This is a genomic window from Streptomyces sp. iso_384 (genome assembly GCF_056172905.1).
Map to the genome: position 1 here is coordinate 5,236,886 of NZ_JBWBTT010000001.1, position 15,667 is coordinate 5,252,552.

Below are 15,667 nucleotides of genomic sequence, written 5' to 3' on the forward strand. Positions count from 1 at the left end.
CGGCTCTCTTCCGGTGAGTGAGACCTGGTGCCTCTCAATGCGAGCCTAATTCGGTATTGGACACCGATCAATGGCCCCTGGCACGGTGGTGCGACCTGTACACCGACGTCGGGGAGCGCTGTGGAACGGACGGCCGGCAAGGTCGTGTCGATGCGGGAGGCCGTCGCGCGCTTCGTGCACGACGGGGAGACCGTGAGCCTGGAAGGGTTCACCCATCTCATCCCGACCGCCGCGGGCCACGAGATCATCCGGCAGGGCCGGCGCGGGCTCACCGTCGTACGGATGACGGCGGACATCGTGGTGGACCAGATGCTGGCGGCCGGGTGTGTGACGCGGCTGGTCTCGTCCTTCGTGGGCAACTCCTCCGCCGGTTCGCTCGGCGAGCTGCGGCGGCGGATCGAGCGGGCCGATCCGGAGCCGCTGGCGTTCGAGGAGTACAGCCACTACGGCATGGTGTGCCGGTATCTCGCCGGTGCGCAGCGGCTGCCGTTCCATCCGCTGCGCTCGTACGGCGGCAGCGACCTGCCCTCGGTCAACCCGGGCATCCGCAAGGTGACATCGCCCTATCCCGGGCCGGACGGGCGCGAACCCGAGCAGATCTACGTGGTGCCGCCGGTCAACCCGGACGTGACGTTCGTCCATGCGCAGCGCGCCGACCGCCGGGGCAACACCCAGATCTGGGGGCTGACCGGGGTCCAGGCCGAGGCGGTGTTCGCGGCGGAGCGGGCGGTCGTGGTGGTGGAGGAGCTGGTCGCGGACGAGGTGATCCGCTCGGACCCGAACCGCACGCTGATCCCGGCGCACGCGGTCGACGCGGTGGTCGTCTGCCCGCGCGGGGCGCACCCCTCGTTCGCGCAGGGCTACTACGACCGGGACAACGCCTTCTACCGGTCCTGGTCCGCGATCAGCGCGGACCCGGTGCGGCTGCGGGAGTGGCTGGAGGAATGGGTGTACGGAACGGCCGACCACGCGGCGTACGTGGCGAAGCTGGGCGAGGAGTTCTGGGCGGGGCTCGCGGTCGGCGAGGCGCTGAGCGAGCCGGTGGACTACGGGCGGCGGCTGTGAGCGGTCGGCCCACGGAGTCCAGGGAGCCCGCGGAGCCCACGCGGTCCGTCACCTCATCGGAGCTGCTGTCCGTCGTCGCCTCGCGTGAACTGGCCGGGCGCCGAACGGTGTTCGCGGGCATCGGGCTGCCGACGCTGGCGGCCGAGCTGGCGCGGCTGACGATCGCGCCGGACATCGAGGTGGTGTACGAGTCCGGGGTCTGCGGGGCGCACCCCTCCCGTCTTCCGGAGACCATCGCGGACGCCGTCCTGATCACGGGCGCCGAGGCGGTGGTGTCCATGCCGACGCTGTTCGGCTCGGTCCTCCAGGGCGGGCACATCGACGTGGGCTTCCTGGGGGCGGCGCAGATCGACCGGTGGGGCAGCCTCAACACCTCGGTCATCGGGGACTGGGACCGCCCGTCGGTGCGGCTGCCGGGTTCCGGGGGCGCGGTCGAGGTGATGGCGAACGCCCGGGAGGTGTTCGTGGTGATGCGCCGCCACACGCCGCGTTCCTTCGCCGGTGAACTGGACTTCTGCACCACGCCGGGTCCGGAACGGGCCCTGGCGGACGGCATCCGTCCACTGGGCATCGGCGTCACCCGGGTCATGACCGAGCTGGGCGTCCTCGCCCGGGAGGGCGTCGGCGACGAACTGCGGCTGGTCGCCGTGCATCCCGGGGTCACCGTGGAGCAGGTGCGGGCCGCGACCGGCTGGGACCTGGAGGTGGCCGACACGGTCGCGACGACGGACCCGCCCACCCCGGCGGAGCTGCTGCTCCTGCGCGACGATGTCGACCCGGGCCGGGTCTACCTCCGTTGAAGAACCGTGTACTCCGCCGCGGGTACCCCACCGAAAGGGCTCTCACCGCCATGCGTATCAGGATCGTCGGAGCCGGGGCCATGGGCCGCGGGATCGCCCAGTGGGCGGCGAGCGCCGGACACACAGTCGAGCTCGGGGACGTACGGCCCGAGGCGGTGACGGAGGCACTGGGCTTCGTCGCCTCGATGCTGGACCGGGCGGTGGCCAAGGGCCGGATGTCCGCCGCCGACCGGGACGGGGCCGTGGCCCGGTTGGTGCCGCTCGCCGAGCCGTGGGCGTCGGGTCCGGAGGTGGAGCTGGTGATCGAGGCCGTACGGGAGGATCTGGGGACCAAGGCCGAGGTGTTCGGGAAGCTGGAGCGGGCGCTGCCCTCCTCCGCGGTCTTCGCGACCAACACCTCCTCCCTGTCGGTGACCCGGATCGCGGCGACGCTCCAGGACCCCTCGCGCCTGGCCGGGCTGCACTTCTTCAACCCGGTGCCGCTGATGCGGATCGTGGAGGTGGTGCCGGGCGCGGCGACCCGCCCGGAGATCCCGGCGCTGCTGACGGGGCTGGTGGAGGGCTGCGGGCACCGGGCGGTGACCGTGGCCGACACCCCCGGATTCCTGGTGAACCATGCCGGGCGCGGGCTGGTGACGGAGGCGCTGGCGCTGCTGGAGGAGTCGGTGGCGGACCCGGCGGAGATCGACCGGATCGGCCGGGACGTGCTGGGGCTGCGGATGGGCCCGTTCGAGCTGATGGATCTGACCGGTCTCGATGTGACGGCCGCGGTGATCGACTCGATCTGGCAGGGCTTCCGGTACGAGGACCGGCTGCGCCCGTCCTTCCTGACCCCGAACCGGGTGGTGGCGGGGCTGCACGGCCGTAAGACGGGCCGGGGCTGGTACGCGTACGGCGACGGGGCGGCCGGCCCGGCACCGGAGAGCGCGGTCACCGGGGACGCGGATCGCCCGGTGTTCCTGGTGCCGGGCGGGCGGCCGGAGACCGCCGCGTACGAGGAGGCCCTGGCCGGTGCGCTGGAGGCGGCGGGGGCCCGGCTGGAGCGGGGCGCGGGACCGTCGGCGGAGGCTGTGGTGATGGTGCCGGTCTGGGGGACGGCGGTGTCGGCGGCGGTCGCGGCGGGCGGGCTGCCCCGGGAGCGCACGTTCGGCGTCGAGGTGCTGCCGGCGGCGGGGCGGCGGCGGGTCCTCGCGGTGACGGCGGCCGGTGATCCGGCGGCCGCCCGGGACGCGCGGGCGGTGCTGGCGCGGGCCGCGGAGGGCGGTGAGCCGTACGCGGTGTCGGTGGTGCGGGACACCGCGGGCTCGGTCGCGCAGCGGCTGCTGTCCTCGGTCGTCGCGGTCGGCTGTTCGATCGCGGAGCGCTCGCTCGCCGCGCCCGCCGACATCGATCTCGCGGTGACCACGGGGCTCGGCTATCCGGCCGGGCCGCTGGCCTGGGGCGAGCGGGTCGGGGCCGCGAGGGTGCTGGAGCTCCAGCGGTCGCTGCACGCGACGACGGGCGACCCGCGTCACCGGCCGACGCGGTGGATCACCGAGCGGGCCGCCCTGGGCCTCGCGCTGACCGATCCGGGGACCTCGCCGGAGGACTGCCTGGGGTGAACCCACCGGTTCGGGTGACCGATTCGTACAAGACGGCCGCGGTGCCGTGTGCCTACGGTCGGGGCATGACTCCACGACTCGACGCGATCAGCATCATCACGGCGGACCTGGCGGCCTCGCTCGCCTTCTACCGCAGGCTCGGCCTCGACATCCCCGACGGGGCGGAGTCCGCGCCCCATGTCGAGGTGACCCTGCCGGGCGGGCAGCGGCTGCTGTGGGACACGGAGGAGGTCATCGCCTCGTTCGACCCCGACTGGAAGCGCCCGGCGGACGGCGGTGAGCGGGTCGCCCTGGCCTTCGTCTGCGACAGCCCGCAGGAGGTGGACGCGTTGTACGCGGAGCTGACCGGGGCCGGGTACACCGGGCATCTGAAGCCGTGGGACGCGGTGTGGGGGCAGCGCTACGCGGTCGTGCTGGACCCGGACGGCTGCGGGGTCTCGCTGTTCGCCGCGGCCGACGCCTCGTAACGCCCGAAGTGGGCCCCGAGGGTCGTGCCGGCCAGGTCGCGCATCTCGCGGGCCAGGTGCGCCTGGTCGGTGCAGCCCGCCCGGTACGCGGCCTCGGCGTAGGGCAGGCCCGAGCGGACCAGGGCCAGGGCACGCTGGAGCCGGAGGATCCGGGCCAGCGTCTTGGGGCCGTAGCCGAAGGCGGCGAGTGAGCGGCGGTGCAGCTGGCGACGGCCGAGACCCGTCTCGGCGGCCGTCGACGCCACGGAGCCGCCCCGCCGCAGCCGGTCGGCGACGGCCGCCGTGAGGGGGTCCGGGGGGCCGGTGTCGGCGGCCCGGCCCAGGGCGAAGTCCTCCAGAGCGGTGGCGGGGTCGGCGGCCCGGTCGATCCGGCCGGTGAGTTCCCGGACGGTGGCGCGGGGCCAGAGGTCGGCGAGTTCGACCCGGTGGTCACGCACCTCGTACGCCGGTACGCCGAGCAGGACGGGGGCGGTGCCGGGCCCGAACCGGATCGCCGCGCAGGAACCGCGGTCACGGGGGTCGACCGGGAAGGCGTGGGTGTCGGGCCCGGCGACGATGAGGCGTCCGGCGGTCCAGATCAGGTCCATGCAGCCGTCGGGCAGGACGGACCGGGCGGCCTGTCGCGGGCCGGGCGGAACGTCCAGCGTCCAGACGACGGCCCCGCCCAGCCGGGAGGGCCGTTCCCGGTAGCGCCGGTGTTCCTGGTCGCGCTGGTCTTCCCGGGCCATGCCCCCACGCTAGCGCGAGGGCGGGCCCTCGGCTTCCCCGGTGTCCTTGGCGTGCTTGGGCTCCCTGGGCTCCTGCGGGTCCTTGGGTTCCTTCTCCCAGGTCGCGTGCAGCCGGGACTTCACGTCGTCGGGCGGCAGGAAGCGGGACCAGCGCTCGGGGAACTCGGAGGGCATGTACGCCGGGCAGTCGTCCTCGTCATCGTCGTCGTCCGCGGCCTCGTAGCCGGCCGAACGGGTCCGGGCGACGAACTCGGCGGCCTGCGCGGCCCGGACGCGCTCGGTGGCCTCGCGGGCGGCGGCCGTGGCGAGCGAGGGCCACACCCGGTCGATGGCCGCGTTGACCGCGGCGCCGACCAGGACCGCGAAAGCGGAGATGCCGATCCACAGCAGGACGGCGATGGGCGCGGCCAAGGAGCCGTAGATGGTCGGGCCTTCGACCGTGTTGGTCAGATAGATACGCAGCAGGAAGCTGCCGAGGACCCACATGCCGAGCGCCACCAGCGCCCCGGGCACATCCTCGATCCAGGGCGACCGCACCGGCACGGACACGTGGTAGAGCGTCGTGAGGAACGCCACGGTCAGCAGCATCACCAGCGGCCAGTACAGGACGGCTATGACCTCGGTGCCCCAGGGCACGAACTCGACCACCCGGTCCGGGCCGACGACCAGCAGCGGCAGCACCACCGCGCCGAGCAGCAGGGCGACGACGTACAGCAGGAAGGCCAGCAGCCGGGTCTTGACGATGCCGCGGTGGCCGTCGAGTCCGTACATGACGGTGATGGTGTCGATGAAGACGTTCACCGCGCGGGAGCCGGACCACAGGGCGATGGCGAAGCCGATGGAGATGACGTCGGGGCGGGCCCCGGTCGTGACGTCGGCGAGCAGCGGTTTGGCGAAGTCGTTGACCCCGCGTTCGGACAGCACCGTCTGCGCGGCGGAGAGGATGTTGCGCTCGATGGAGGCGACCGTGGTGGTCGTCGTCCACTCGTCGACGTAACCGAGCAGTCCGATCAGGCCGAGCAGCAGCGGGGGCAACGAGAGCAGGGTGAAGAAGGCCGCCTCCGCCGCGAGCCCCAGAATGCGGTACTCGATGCACGAGTTGACGGTGTCCTTGAGCAAGTGCCACGCCATCCGCCTCTTGGAGACGTTGCGGTAGAGCACTCGCGCCCGGTGGAGCCGGCCCGGTGGCCGCTCGGGTGTTTCATTTGCTGCCTGCACGTCCTTACCGTATCGGCATGGCAGCCACCACCCACACCGTGACCAATCAGGTTCCGCCGCTGGTCGGCTATGACGTCTTCGCCGCCGACCGGGCGCTGTCCGAGGCCGTCGGGCGTCATGTCGAGCCCGGTGTCCGGCCCGTGGCACTGGAGGAGCTCGGGGAGCTCGGCCGGTCCGCCGGCTCCGCCCAGGCGCGGGACTGGGGTGCGCAGGCGAACGCGTATCCGCCCGTCCTGCGCACCCATGACCGTTATGGGCATCGCATCGACGAAGTGGAGTTCCATCCGTCCTGGCACCGGCTGCTGGGGCACGCGGTCGAGGCCGGGCTGACGGACGCCTGGGGGCGTCCGGCCGGTCATGTCCGGCGTGCGGCGGGGTTCCTGGTCTGGACGCAGGCCGAGGCGGGGCACGGCTGCCCGCTGTCGATGACGCACGCGGCGGTGCCCGCGCTGCGGACCGATCCGGCGCTGGCCGCGGAGTGGGAGCCGCTGCTGACCTCGCACGTGTACGAGGAGGGGCTGCGGCCCGCCGGGCAGAAGAGCGGGGTGCTCTTCGGGATGGGCATGACGGAGAAGCAGGGCGGCACGGACGTGCGGTCCAACACCACGCGGGCGGAGCCGGTCGGCGGCGCGGGCGAGTATCTGCTCACCGGGCACAAGTGGTTCTGTTCGGCGCCGATGTCGGACGGCTTTCTGGTGCTGGCGCAGGCGCCGGGCGGGCTGAGCTGCTTCCTGGTGCCGCGCGTCCTGCCCGACGGCACGCGCAACGTCTTCGCGCTCCAGCGGCTCAAGGACAAGCTCGGCAACCGGTCCAATGCCTCCGGCGAGGTGGAGTTCGACGGGACGTGGGCCCGCCGGGTCGGTGAGGAGGGGCGCGGGGTGCGCACCATCATCGAGATGGTGGCGGCCACCCGGCTCGACTGTGTGGTGGGTTCGGCGGCGCTGATGCGGCAGGCGGTGGCGCAGGCGATCCATCACAGCGCGCACCGCGCCGTGTTCGGCGGGCCGCTGATCGACAAGCCGCTGATGCGCAACGTCCTGGCGGATCTGGCGCTGGAGTCGGAGGCGGCGACGGTGCTGGCGATGCGGCTGGCCGCGGCGTACGACACGGACACCGAGGAGGAGCGGGCCTTCCTGCGGCTCGCGGTGCCCGCCGCGAAGTACTGGGTCACCAAGCGCTGTACGGCCGTGGTGGGCGAGGCGCTGGAGTGCCTGGGCGGGAACGGGTACGTGGAGGAGTCCGGGATGCCCCGGCTGCTGCGCGAGGCGCCGCTCAACTCGATCTGGGAGGGCTCGGGCAACGTACAGGCGCTGGACGTGCTGCGGGCGCTGCAGCGGGAGCCGCGGGCGCTGGACGCGTTCCTGCGGGAGGTGGGTAAGGCGCGCGGGGCCGATCACCGGCTGGACGCGGCGATCAGGGACCTGCTCACGGAGCTGGCGGATCTGGAGGGCATCGAGGCGCGGGCGCGGCGGTTGGTGGAGCGGATCGCGCTGGTGCTCCAGGGTTCGCTGCTGGTGCGCTGGGCCCCGCCGGAGGTGTCAGACGCGTTCTGCGCCTCGCGGCTGGGCCGGGACCGGTGCGCGGGGTTCGGAACGCTGCCGCACACGCTGGGGCTGGCCTCGGTGGTGGCGCGGGCCCGGCCGGTCGTCGACTAGGGACCGGCGAAAGCCGTCGCCCGGCGACCGGGGAGAAGCGACGGAGGGTGGTGCTGCGCCGACACGGCACCACCCTCCATGCTTCTGCAACACCGGGCGACCGGGACAGGCCCGGCGCACAGTGTTCTGCCAGTCTTGTACGGACCCGCAGGGCATCGCCAGAGTTGCAAAGGGTTGCAACCATTGTGTGGACTGATCGGCGGCTCCGGGCCGGTGGACGGCAGGATGGGCCGGGCCGGGGGTCGGGAAGCGTTCGGGGGGAACGGGGACCATGACGGACACAGGTTCTGTGGGGGTGGTGCGGGTGACGGGCCAGGGGGCGGGCCGCCAGGCGACCCGGCTGCTCCACCGGGCGCGGGAGGCCCGGCTGGCGGGCGAGCGGTCCGCGGTCGCGCCCCGGGCGGAGATCGACGCATCCTGGGACCGGGTGGTGCGCAGCGGTATCGATCCCGACCAGTCGCCGGAGAGCAGGCTGCTGGAGGCGGACGAGATCGAGCACCGGCGTCGCAGTACGGCGCTCGGTGAGCTGATGCCGTTGCTGCGGGCGGGGCTGGCCTCGATCGCGGACGCCGCGCAGCAGATCATGGTGGTGACCGACACCGAGGGCCGGGTGCTGTGGCGGCAGGGCAACACCGGGGTGCTGCGCCGGGCCCACGACATCTGTCTGGAGGAGGGGGCCGCCTGGGCCGAGGCGGCGACCGGGACGAACGCGATCGGGACGGCGCTGGCCGCCCGGATACCCATCCAGGTCCACTCGGCCGAGCACTTCATCCGGGCGCTGCACGGCTGGACCTGTGCGGCGGCCCCGGTCCGCGATCCGCGCGACGGGCGGCTGATCGGGATCGTGGACATCAGCGGACCGGCGTCCACCTTCCATCCGGCGACGCTGGCCCTGGTCGACTCGGTGGCCCGGCTGGCCGAGGGCGAGATCCGCACCCGCCATCTGATGGAGATCGAGCGGCTGCGGGCGGTGGCCGCGCCGATCCTGTGCCGGGTCGGCGGTCGGGCGCTGGCGGTGGATGTGCACGGGCGGCTGGCGGCGGTGACGGGCATGGCCCCGGTGGACCGGCTGCCGCTGCCGAAGTCGCTGCGGCCGGGTCCGGTGTGGCTGCCCTCGCTCGGCATGTGCCAGGTGGAGCCGCTGCCGGGCGGCTGGCTGGTGCAGGTGGACGACGGCGGGGCGCAGGGTGCGCCGCGCCGGGTGGTGCTGGATCTGAGCCGGCCCCGGGCGCTCGCGGTGCATCTGACCGGGCCGCTGGGGAACCGCACCGAGCGGCTCTCGCCGCGTCACGCGGAGCTGCTGTACGCGCTGGCGGTGCACCGGCAGGGGCGGACGGCCTCGGAGCTGGCGCGGGACATCTTCGGGGACGCGACCCGGACGGTGACGGTCCGGGCCGAGGTCTCCCGGCTGCGGCGCCATCTGGCGGAGGTGCTGGCCCACCGCCCGTACCGCTTCGGCGACGGGGTCGAGGTGGAGGTGATCCACCCGGAGCACGGCGCGGATCTGCTGCCGCACTCGATGGCGCCGGTGGTGGCGGAGGCCCGGAGGGCGGCGCGGGCCACCTGAGCCGGGGGGCCGCGGGCCACCTGAGCCGGGGGCACTGTGCGGGGGCGGGCCGGGGCATGGTTTTCTGGCCGTCATGAGCGACATCCCGCAGTCCGCAGCGCCGACCACCGAGGTGACCGTCTGGTCGCTGGAGCAGACCTCGCCCGCCGATCTGCGTCCGGCGCGCGAGCCGGAGGGCGATGTGCGCATCGTCCGGTCCGAGGTTCCGCTGCCGGAGTTCAGCCGCTTCCTCTACTCCGCGGTGGGCGGCGACATCCGGTGGACCGACCGGCTGAGCCTGACGTACGCCCAGTGGCAGGAGATCCTGGAGCGGCCCGGGTCGGAGACCTGGGTGGCGTACGAGAACGGGACGCCGGCCGGGTACGTGGAGCTGGACGCGCAGGACGACGGGGTGGTCGAGATCATGTACTTCGGGCTGATCCCGGCGTTCCGGGGGCGGCGGATCGGCGGTCACCTCCTCAGTTACGGGGTGGCGCGCGCCTGGGATCTGGCGGAGCGCCGGCCGGAGCGGCCGGCGACGAAGCGGGTGTGGCTGCACACCTGCTCGAAGGACGGCCCGCACGCCATGGACAACTACCTGCGGCGCGGCTTCCGGCTCTTCGACACCAAGACCGAGGTGGAGCCCGAGGTGGCGACGCCCGGTCCGTGGCCCGGGGCGTACACCTCCTGATCGTCCGTGTTCCCGAGGGGCGGTGGAGCCACCGCCCCTCCTTCGACGGTTCACGCCCGGGCGTTTTGTCACCAATGCCGGGGTGGCACTCCGTGACCAGCACCACACCATCTCACCCTTCGAGACCCAGCCGTCCACATGACGGATAGTGGTGGACTGCCCCGAGATGCGCGTGACACGCTTCCGTCATGTCCGGAACTGGAATTGCCTTGGTGAGTCGACGCCACGTCGACCTCGGCCGCATGTCCAGTGCCATCTGTCCGGCGAGCTGACAGACCCAGCACCGCCGCACCTCTCTTACCTCTGAACCGCCCTGCGCACCGCCGCGCCTCAGCGCGAGTGTGCCGCTCAGAGCCGCCCTCCCGCAGTCCCGAAGGACGTATTGCCATGGCCGCTACCCCGGAAAAGCCTGCGACCGCCACGCCCCGCCGCAAGGCCGGACGGCACCGTGGTGAAGGTCAGTGGGCCGTGGGCCACCACACGCCCCTCAATGGGAACGAGCAGTTCAAGAAGGACGACGACGGTCTCAACGTACGGACACGTATTGAGACGATCTACTCCAAGCGCGGCTTCGACTCCATCGACCCCAACGACCTGCGCGGACGTATGCGCTGGTGGGGGCTGTACACCCAGCGCAAGCCCGGCATCGACGGCGGCAAGACGGCCGTGCTGGAGCCGGAGGAGCTGGACGACGAGTACTTCATGCTGCGCGTCCGGATCGACGGCGGCCGGCTGACCACGCAGCAGCTGCGGGTGATCGGAGAGATCTCCCAGGAGTTCGCGCGCGGCACCGCCGACCTCACCGACCGGCAGAACGTGCAGTACCACTGGATCCGCATCGAGGACGTGCCGGAGATCTGGCGGCGGCTCGAAGAGGTGGGCCTCTCCACCACCGAGGCCTGCGGTGACACGCCCCGCGTGATCCTCGGCTCCCCCGTCGCGGGCATCGCCGAGAACGAGATCATCGACGGCACGCCCGCGATCGACGAGATCCAGCGCCGGTTCATCGGCAACCCCGACTTCTCCAACCTGCCCCGCAAGTTCAAGTCCGCCGTCTCCGGCTCCCCGCACCTGGACGTGGCACACGAGATCAACGACATCGCCTTCGTCGGCGTGAACCACCCGGAGCACGGCCCCGGCTTCGACCTCTGGGTCGGCGGCGGGCTCTCCACCAACCCCAAGCTCGGCGTCCGGCTCGGCGCCTGGGTGCCGCTGGACGAGGTGGCCGACGTGTACGGCGGGGTCATCGGGATCTTCCGCGACTACGGCTACCGGCGGCTGCGCACCCGCGCCCGGCTGAAGTTCCTGGTCGCGGACTGGGGACCGGAGAAGTTCCGCCAGATCCTGGAGGACGAGTACCTGAAGCGGAAGCTGGTCGACGGGCCCGCGCCCGAGCAGCCCGCCCAGACCTGGCGCGACCACCTCGGGGTGCACCGGCAGAAGGACGGCCGCTTCTACGTCGGCTTCGCCGCGCGGGTGGGCCGGGTCGACGGCTCCACGCTCACCAAGATCGCCGAGGTCGCCGAGGCGCACGGCTCCGGCCGGGTGCGGACCACCGCCGAGCAGAAGATGATCGTGCTGGACGTGGCCGAGGAGCAGGTGGAGTCCCTGGTCGCCGGTCTGGAGGCGCTGGACCTCAAGGTCACGCCGTCCCCGTTCCGGCGCGGCACCATGGCCTGCACCGGCATCGAGTTCTGCAAGCTGGCGATCGTCGAGACGAAGGCGCGCGGCGCCTCCCTCATCGACGAACTGGAGCGCCGCATCCCGGAGTTCGACGAGCCGATCACCATCAACATCAACGGCTGCCCGAACGCCTGCGCCCGCATCCAGGTCGCGGACATCGGTCTCAAGGGCCAGCTGATGCTGGACGGCGACGGCAACCAGGTCGAGGGCTATCAGGTGCACCTCGGCGGGGCGCTCGGCCTGGAGGCCGGATTCGGCCGCAAGGTCCGTGGCCTGAAGGTCACGTCGGCCGAACTGCCGGACTACGTCGAGCGGGTGCTCGGCCGCTTCCAGGAGGAGCGCGAGGACGGCGAGCGCTTCGCGGCCTGGGCGGCGCGCGCCAGTGCGGAGTCGCTGTCATGAGCGAGCGAGCCGCCCCGTTCTACTGCCCGTACTGCGGCGACGAGGACCTGCGCCCCAACGAGACCGGGCACGGCGCCTGGGAATGTGCTTCCTGCAACCGTGCGTTCCAGCTGAAGTTCCTGGGCCTGCTGACCCGGGGCGTGCAGCGCAACGACGGTGAAGGGGAACGGACATGACGGACACTCTGCTGAGCGGAGAGCTGACCGACGAGGAGCTCCGGGAGCTGGCCGAGCGGGCCGGACGGGAGCTGGAGGACGCCTCCGCCACCGAGATCCTGACGTGGGCCACCGACACCTTCGGGCCGCGCTTCTGCGTCACCTCCTCGATGGAGGACGCCGTGGTCGCGCACCTGGCCTCACGGGTGCTGCCGGGCGTGGACGTGGTGTTCCTGGACACCGGCTACCACTTCCCGGAGACCATCGGCACCCGGGACGCGGTGGACGCGGTGATGGACGTCGACGTCATCACGATCACCCCCCGGCAGACGGTCGCCGAGCAGGACGCGGAGTACGGCGAGAAGCTGCACGACCGCGACCCGGACCTGTGCTGCGCGCTGCGCAAGGTCAAGCCGTTGGAGGACGGCCTGACCGCGTACGCCGCGTGGGCGACGGGGCTGCGCCGCGACGAGTCCCCGACCCGGGCGAACACCCCGGTCGTGGGCTGGGACGCCAAGCGCCGCAAGGTGAAGGTCTCCCCCATCGCCCGCTGGACCCAGGACGACGTGGACGCCTACGTCGCCGAGCACGGGGTGCTCACCAACCCGCTGCTGATGGACGGCTACGCCTCCGTCGGCTGCGCGCCCTGCACCCGCCGGGTGCTGGAGGGCGAGGACGCACGGGCCGGCCGCTGGGCCGGACGGGGCAAGACCGAATGCGGGCTGCACGGCTGATGACGACTGACCAGGAGACTTCGATGAGCGTGACGGAGACGGGAGCCACCATCTGGCTCACCGGTCTGCCGAGCGCGGGCAAGACCACCATCGCGTACGAGCTGGCGGGCCGGCTGCGGACCGAGGGCCACAAGGTGGAGGTGCTCGACGGCGACGAGATCCGCGAGTTCCTCTCCGCGGGCCTCGGCTTCTCGCGCGAGGACCGGCACACCAACGTGGCCCGGATCGGCTTCGTCGCCGAACTGCTGGCCGCCAACGGCGTGAAGGTGCTGGTCCCCGTCATCGCCCCGTTCGCCGACAGCCGCGAGGCCGTCCGCAAGCGGCACGCGGCCGAGTCCACCACCTATCTGGAGGTACACGTCGCGACGCCCGTCGAGGTGTGTTCCGTACGCGATGTGAAGGGTCTTTACGCCAAGCAGGCGGCCGGCGAGATCAGCGGTCTCACCGGGGTCGACGACCCCTACGAGGCCCCCGAATCGCCCGACCTGCGGATCGAGTCGCACCAGCAGACCGTGCAGGAGTCCGCAGCGGCGCTCCACGCGCTGCTCACCGAGAGGGGCCTGGCGTGAGCACCGTCGCCACCGTGCCGGAAGGCACCGTCAATCCGTACGCGCTCAGCCACCTGGACTCCCTGGAGTCGGAGGCGGTCCACATCTTCCGTGAGGTGGCGGGCGAGTTCGAGCGGCCGGTGATCCTGTTCTCCGGCGGCAAGGACTCCATCGTGATGCTGCACCTGGCGCTCAAGGCGTTCGCGCCCGCGCCGGTGCCGTTCACGCTGCTGCACGTGGACACCGGGCACAACTTCCCCGAGGTCCTGGAGTACCGCGACCGCACGGTGAAGAAGCACGGGCTGCGGCTGCACGTCGCCTCCGTGCAGGAGTACATCGACGCCGGGAAGCTCCGCGAGCGCCCCGACGGCACCCGCAACCCGCTCCAGACCGTCCCGCTGACCGAGGCGATCCAGCAGCACCGCTTCGACGCGGTGTTCGGCGGCGGGCGGCGCGACGAGGAGAAGGCGCGCGCCAAGGAGCGGGTCTTCTCGCTGCGCGACGAGTTCTCGCAGTGGGACCCGCGCCGCCAGCGGCCCGAGCTGTGGCAGCTGTACAACGGCCGGCACGCCCCCGGCGAGCACGTCCGGGTCTTCCCGATCTCCAACTGGACCGAGCTGGACGTCTGGCAGTACATCGAGCGCGAGTCCATCGAGCTGCCGGAGATCTACTTCGCCCATGAGCGCGAGGTCTTCAACCGCAACGGCATGTGGCTGACCGCCGGGCACTGGGGCGGGCCCAAGGAGCACGAGGCCACCGAGACCCGTCTGGTGCGCTACCGCACGGTCGGCGACATGTCCTGCACCGGCGCCGTCGACTCCGACGCCACCACGCTGGACGCCGTGATCACCGAGATCGCCGCCTCCCGGCTCACCGAACGGGGCGCGACCCGCGCCGACGACAAGATGTCCGAGGCCGCGATGGAAGACCGCAAGCGCGAGGGGTACTTCTAACCATGACCACCCAACTTCAGTCGGCCGAGCAGCTGTCGGCCACCACTCTGCTGCGGTTCGCCACCGCCGGGTCGGTCGACGACGGCAAGTCCACCCTCGTGGGACGCCTGCTGCACGACTCCAAGTCGATCCTCACCGACCAGCTGGAGGCCGTCGAGCAGGCCTCGCTGAACCGCGGCCAGGAGGCACCGGACCTGGCGCTGCTGACCGACGGGCTGCGGGCCGAGCGCGAGCAGGGCATCACCATCGACGTCGCCTACCGCTACTTCGCCACCACCCGGCGGCGGTTCATCCTCGCCGACACCCCGGGCCATGTGCAGTACACCCGGAACATGGTGACCGGCGCCTCCACCGCCGAGCTGGCCGTGGTGCTGGTCGACGCCCGCAACGGGGTCGTGGAGCAGACCCGCCGGCACGCCGCCGTCGCCGCGCTGCTGCGCGTCCCGCACGTCGTGCTGGCGGTCAACAAGATGGACCTGGTCGACTACGCGGAGCCCGTGTTCGCCGCGATAGCCGAGGAGTTCACCGCGTACGCCGCCTCGCTCGGCGTCCCGGAGATCACCACGATCCCGATCTCGGCGCTGGCCGGGGACAATGTGGTGGAGCCGTCCGCGCACATGGACTGGTACGGCGGGCCGACCGTTCTGGAGCATCTGGAGACGGTGCCGGTCAGCCATGACCTCACCGCCTGCCACGCGCGCTTCCCCGTGCAGTACGTGATCCGCCCGCAGTCCGCCGAGCACCCCGACTACCGGGGTTACGCCGGTCAGATCGCGGCCGGGGTGTTCCGGGTCGGCGAGTCCGTCTCCGTACTCCCCTCCGGTCGTACGACCACGATCACCGGCATCGAAGCGCTCGGCGAGAGCGTGGACATCGCGTGGGCCCCGCAGTCGGTGACGCTGCGGCTGGCCGACGACATCGACATCTCGCGCGGCGACCTCATCGCACCGGTCGACGACGCCCCGCCGGTCACCCAGGACGTCGAGGCGACCGTCTGCCACGTGGCCGACCAGCCGCTCTCGGTGGGCCAGCGGGTGCTGCTCAAGCACACCACCCGGACCGTCAAGGCGATCGTCAAGGACATCCCCTCGCGGCTCACCCTGGACGATCTCTCCCAGCACCCGGCCCCCGGACAGCTGGTCGCCAACGACATCGGCCGGGTCGTGGTGCGGACCGCCGAGCCGCTCGCGCTCGACGCGTACGAGGACTCCCGGCGCACCGGCTCGTTCCTGCTGATCGACCCGGCGGACGGTACGACGCTGAGCGCCGGAATGGCGGGTGCCGCGTTCGCCGCGGCGGCCGAAGCCGTCGTGGCGGCCGACGACGACGCCGAGTGGGACTTCTGATGGCCACCGACTTCCTCTCCTCCTTCGCGAAGGAGGGCGGCCGCGTGGGCAGTGGCGCCCTGGGGAGGGGGCACC

General features: G+C 72.3%; 16 protein-coding genes. 14 read left to right on the forward strand and 2 right to left on the reverse strand.

The window, feature by feature from the left end:
- Window positions 1–120: 120 nt before the first annotated feature.
- From AC0VY3_RS23500 to AC0VY3_RS23515, 4 genes are all read left to right on the forward strand, one after another.
- Window positions 121–1,065, forward strand: a complete 945-nt coding sequence (locus AC0VY3_RS23500; RefSeq protein WP_181010801.1) for a CoA transferase subunit A — start codon at window positions 121–123, stop codon at window positions 1,063–1,065.
- Complete coding sequence (locus AC0VY3_RS23505; protein WP_103508450.1) at window positions 1,062–1,865, forward strand: CoA-transferase subunit beta; 804 nt, start codon at window positions 1,062–1,064, stop codon at window positions 1,863–1,865. Before AC0VY3_RS23500 ends, AC0VY3_RS23505 begins: the two co-directional genes overlap by 4 nt.
- 50 nt (window positions 1,866–1,915) lie before the next feature.
- Window positions 1,916–3,466, forward strand: coding sequence for a 3-hydroxyacyl-CoA dehydrogenase (locus AC0VY3_RS23510; protein ID WP_475550521.1), 1,551 nt, complete (start codon window positions 1,916–1,918; stop codon window positions 3,464–3,466).
- Between the two features lie 65 nt (window positions 3,467–3,531).
- Window positions 3,532–3,933 carry a VOC family protein gene (locus AC0VY3_RS23515; RefSeq protein WP_103507577.1) on the forward strand — a complete coding sequence of 134 codons (402 nt, stop codon included), beginning with the start codon at window positions 3,532–3,534 and terminating at the stop codon, window positions 3,931–3,933.
- Here the strand turns inward: AC0VY3_RS23515 and AC0VY3_RS23520 are convergent.
- Window positions 3,867–4,661: a DUF6597 domain-containing transcriptional factor gene (locus tag AC0VY3_RS23520; RefSeq protein WP_475550522.1), complete on the reverse strand. Its 795-nt coding sequence runs from the start codon at window positions 4,659–4,661 to the stop codon at window positions 3,867–3,869. The genes AC0VY3_RS23515 and AC0VY3_RS23520 overlap by 67 nt on opposite strands.
- A 9-nt stretch (window positions 4,662–4,670) precedes the next feature.
- Window positions 4,671–5,822: a YihY/virulence factor BrkB family protein gene (locus tag AC0VY3_RS23525; RefSeq protein ID WP_103507563.1), complete on the reverse strand. Its 1,152-nt coding sequence runs from the start codon at window positions 5,820–5,822 to the stop codon at window positions 4,671–4,673.
- A 74-nt stretch (window positions 5,823–5,896) separates the two neighbouring features.
- Between AC0VY3_RS23525 and AC0VY3_RS23530 the strand changes: the two genes are divergently transcribed.
- The 10 genes from AC0VY3_RS23530 (at window position 5,897) to AC0VY3_RS23575 (ending at window position 15,592) form a co-directional block, all read left to right on the forward strand.
- Window positions 5,897–7,534: an acyl-CoA dehydrogenase family protein gene (locus AC0VY3_RS23530; protein ID WP_103507564.1), complete on the forward strand. Its 1,638-nt coding sequence runs from the start codon at window positions 5,897–5,899 to the stop codon at window positions 7,532–7,534.
- Window positions 7,535–7,805: 271 nt separating this feature from the next.
- Window positions 7,806–9,101 carry a GAF domain-containing protein gene (locus tag AC0VY3_RS23535; protein ID WP_475550523.1) on the forward strand — a complete coding sequence of 432 codons (1,296 nt, stop codon included), beginning with the start codon at window positions 7,806–7,808 and terminating at the stop codon, window positions 9,099–9,101.
- Between the two features lie 73 nt (window positions 9,102–9,174).
- A complete protein-coding gene (locus AC0VY3_RS23540) occupies window positions 9,175–9,771 on the forward strand; it encodes a GNAT family N-acetyltransferase (RefSeq protein ID WP_103507566.1) in 597 nt (198 codons plus the stop codon).
- A 188-nt stretch (window positions 9,772–9,959) separates the two neighbouring features.
- Window positions 9,960–10,043, forward strand: coding sequence for a putative leader peptide (locus AC0VY3_RS23545; protein ID WP_309486338.1), 84 nt, complete (start codon window positions 9,960–9,962; stop codon window positions 10,041–10,043).
- Window positions 10,044–10,158: 115 nt separating this feature from the next.
- Window positions 10,159–11,856: a nitrite/sulfite reductase gene (locus AC0VY3_RS23550; RefSeq protein ID WP_103507567.1), complete on the forward strand. Its 1,698-nt coding sequence runs from the start codon at window positions 10,159–10,161 to the stop codon at window positions 11,854–11,856.
- Window positions 11,853–12,032, forward strand: coding sequence for a hypothetical protein (locus AC0VY3_RS23555; RefSeq protein ID WP_103507568.1), 180 nt, complete (start codon window positions 11,853–11,855; stop codon window positions 12,030–12,032). The genes AC0VY3_RS23550 and AC0VY3_RS23555 overlap by 4 nt, the downstream gene beginning before the upstream one ends.
- On the forward strand, window positions 12,029–12,745 hold the full coding sequence (locus AC0VY3_RS23560; protein ID WP_103507569.1) for a phosphoadenylyl-sulfate reductase: 717 nt from the start codon (window positions 12,029–12,031) through the stop codon (window positions 12,743–12,745). The genes AC0VY3_RS23555 and AC0VY3_RS23560 overlap by 4 nt, the downstream gene beginning before the upstream one ends.
- Window positions 12,746–12,768: 23 nt before the next feature.
- Window positions 12,769–13,314 (forward strand): adenylyl-sulfate kinase, encoded by a 546-nt coding sequence (cysC, locus tag AC0VY3_RS23565; protein WP_010059288.1) that lies wholly within the window; start codon window positions 12,769–12,771, stop codon window positions 13,312–13,314.
- Window positions 13,311–14,246, forward strand: a complete 936-nt coding sequence (gene cysD / locus AC0VY3_RS23570; RefSeq protein ID WP_030083842.1) for a sulfate adenylyltransferase subunit CysD — start codon at window positions 13,311–13,313, stop codon at window positions 14,244–14,246. Before cysC ends, cysD begins: the two co-directional genes overlap by 4 nt.
- Before the next feature lie 2 nt (window positions 14,247–14,248).
- Window positions 14,249–15,592, forward strand: coding sequence for a sulfate adenylyltransferase subunit 1 (locus AC0VY3_RS23575; protein WP_103507571.1), 1,344 nt, complete (start codon window positions 14,249–14,251; stop codon window positions 15,590–15,592).
- The last annotated feature ends 75 nt before the right edge of the window (window positions 15,593–15,667 follow it).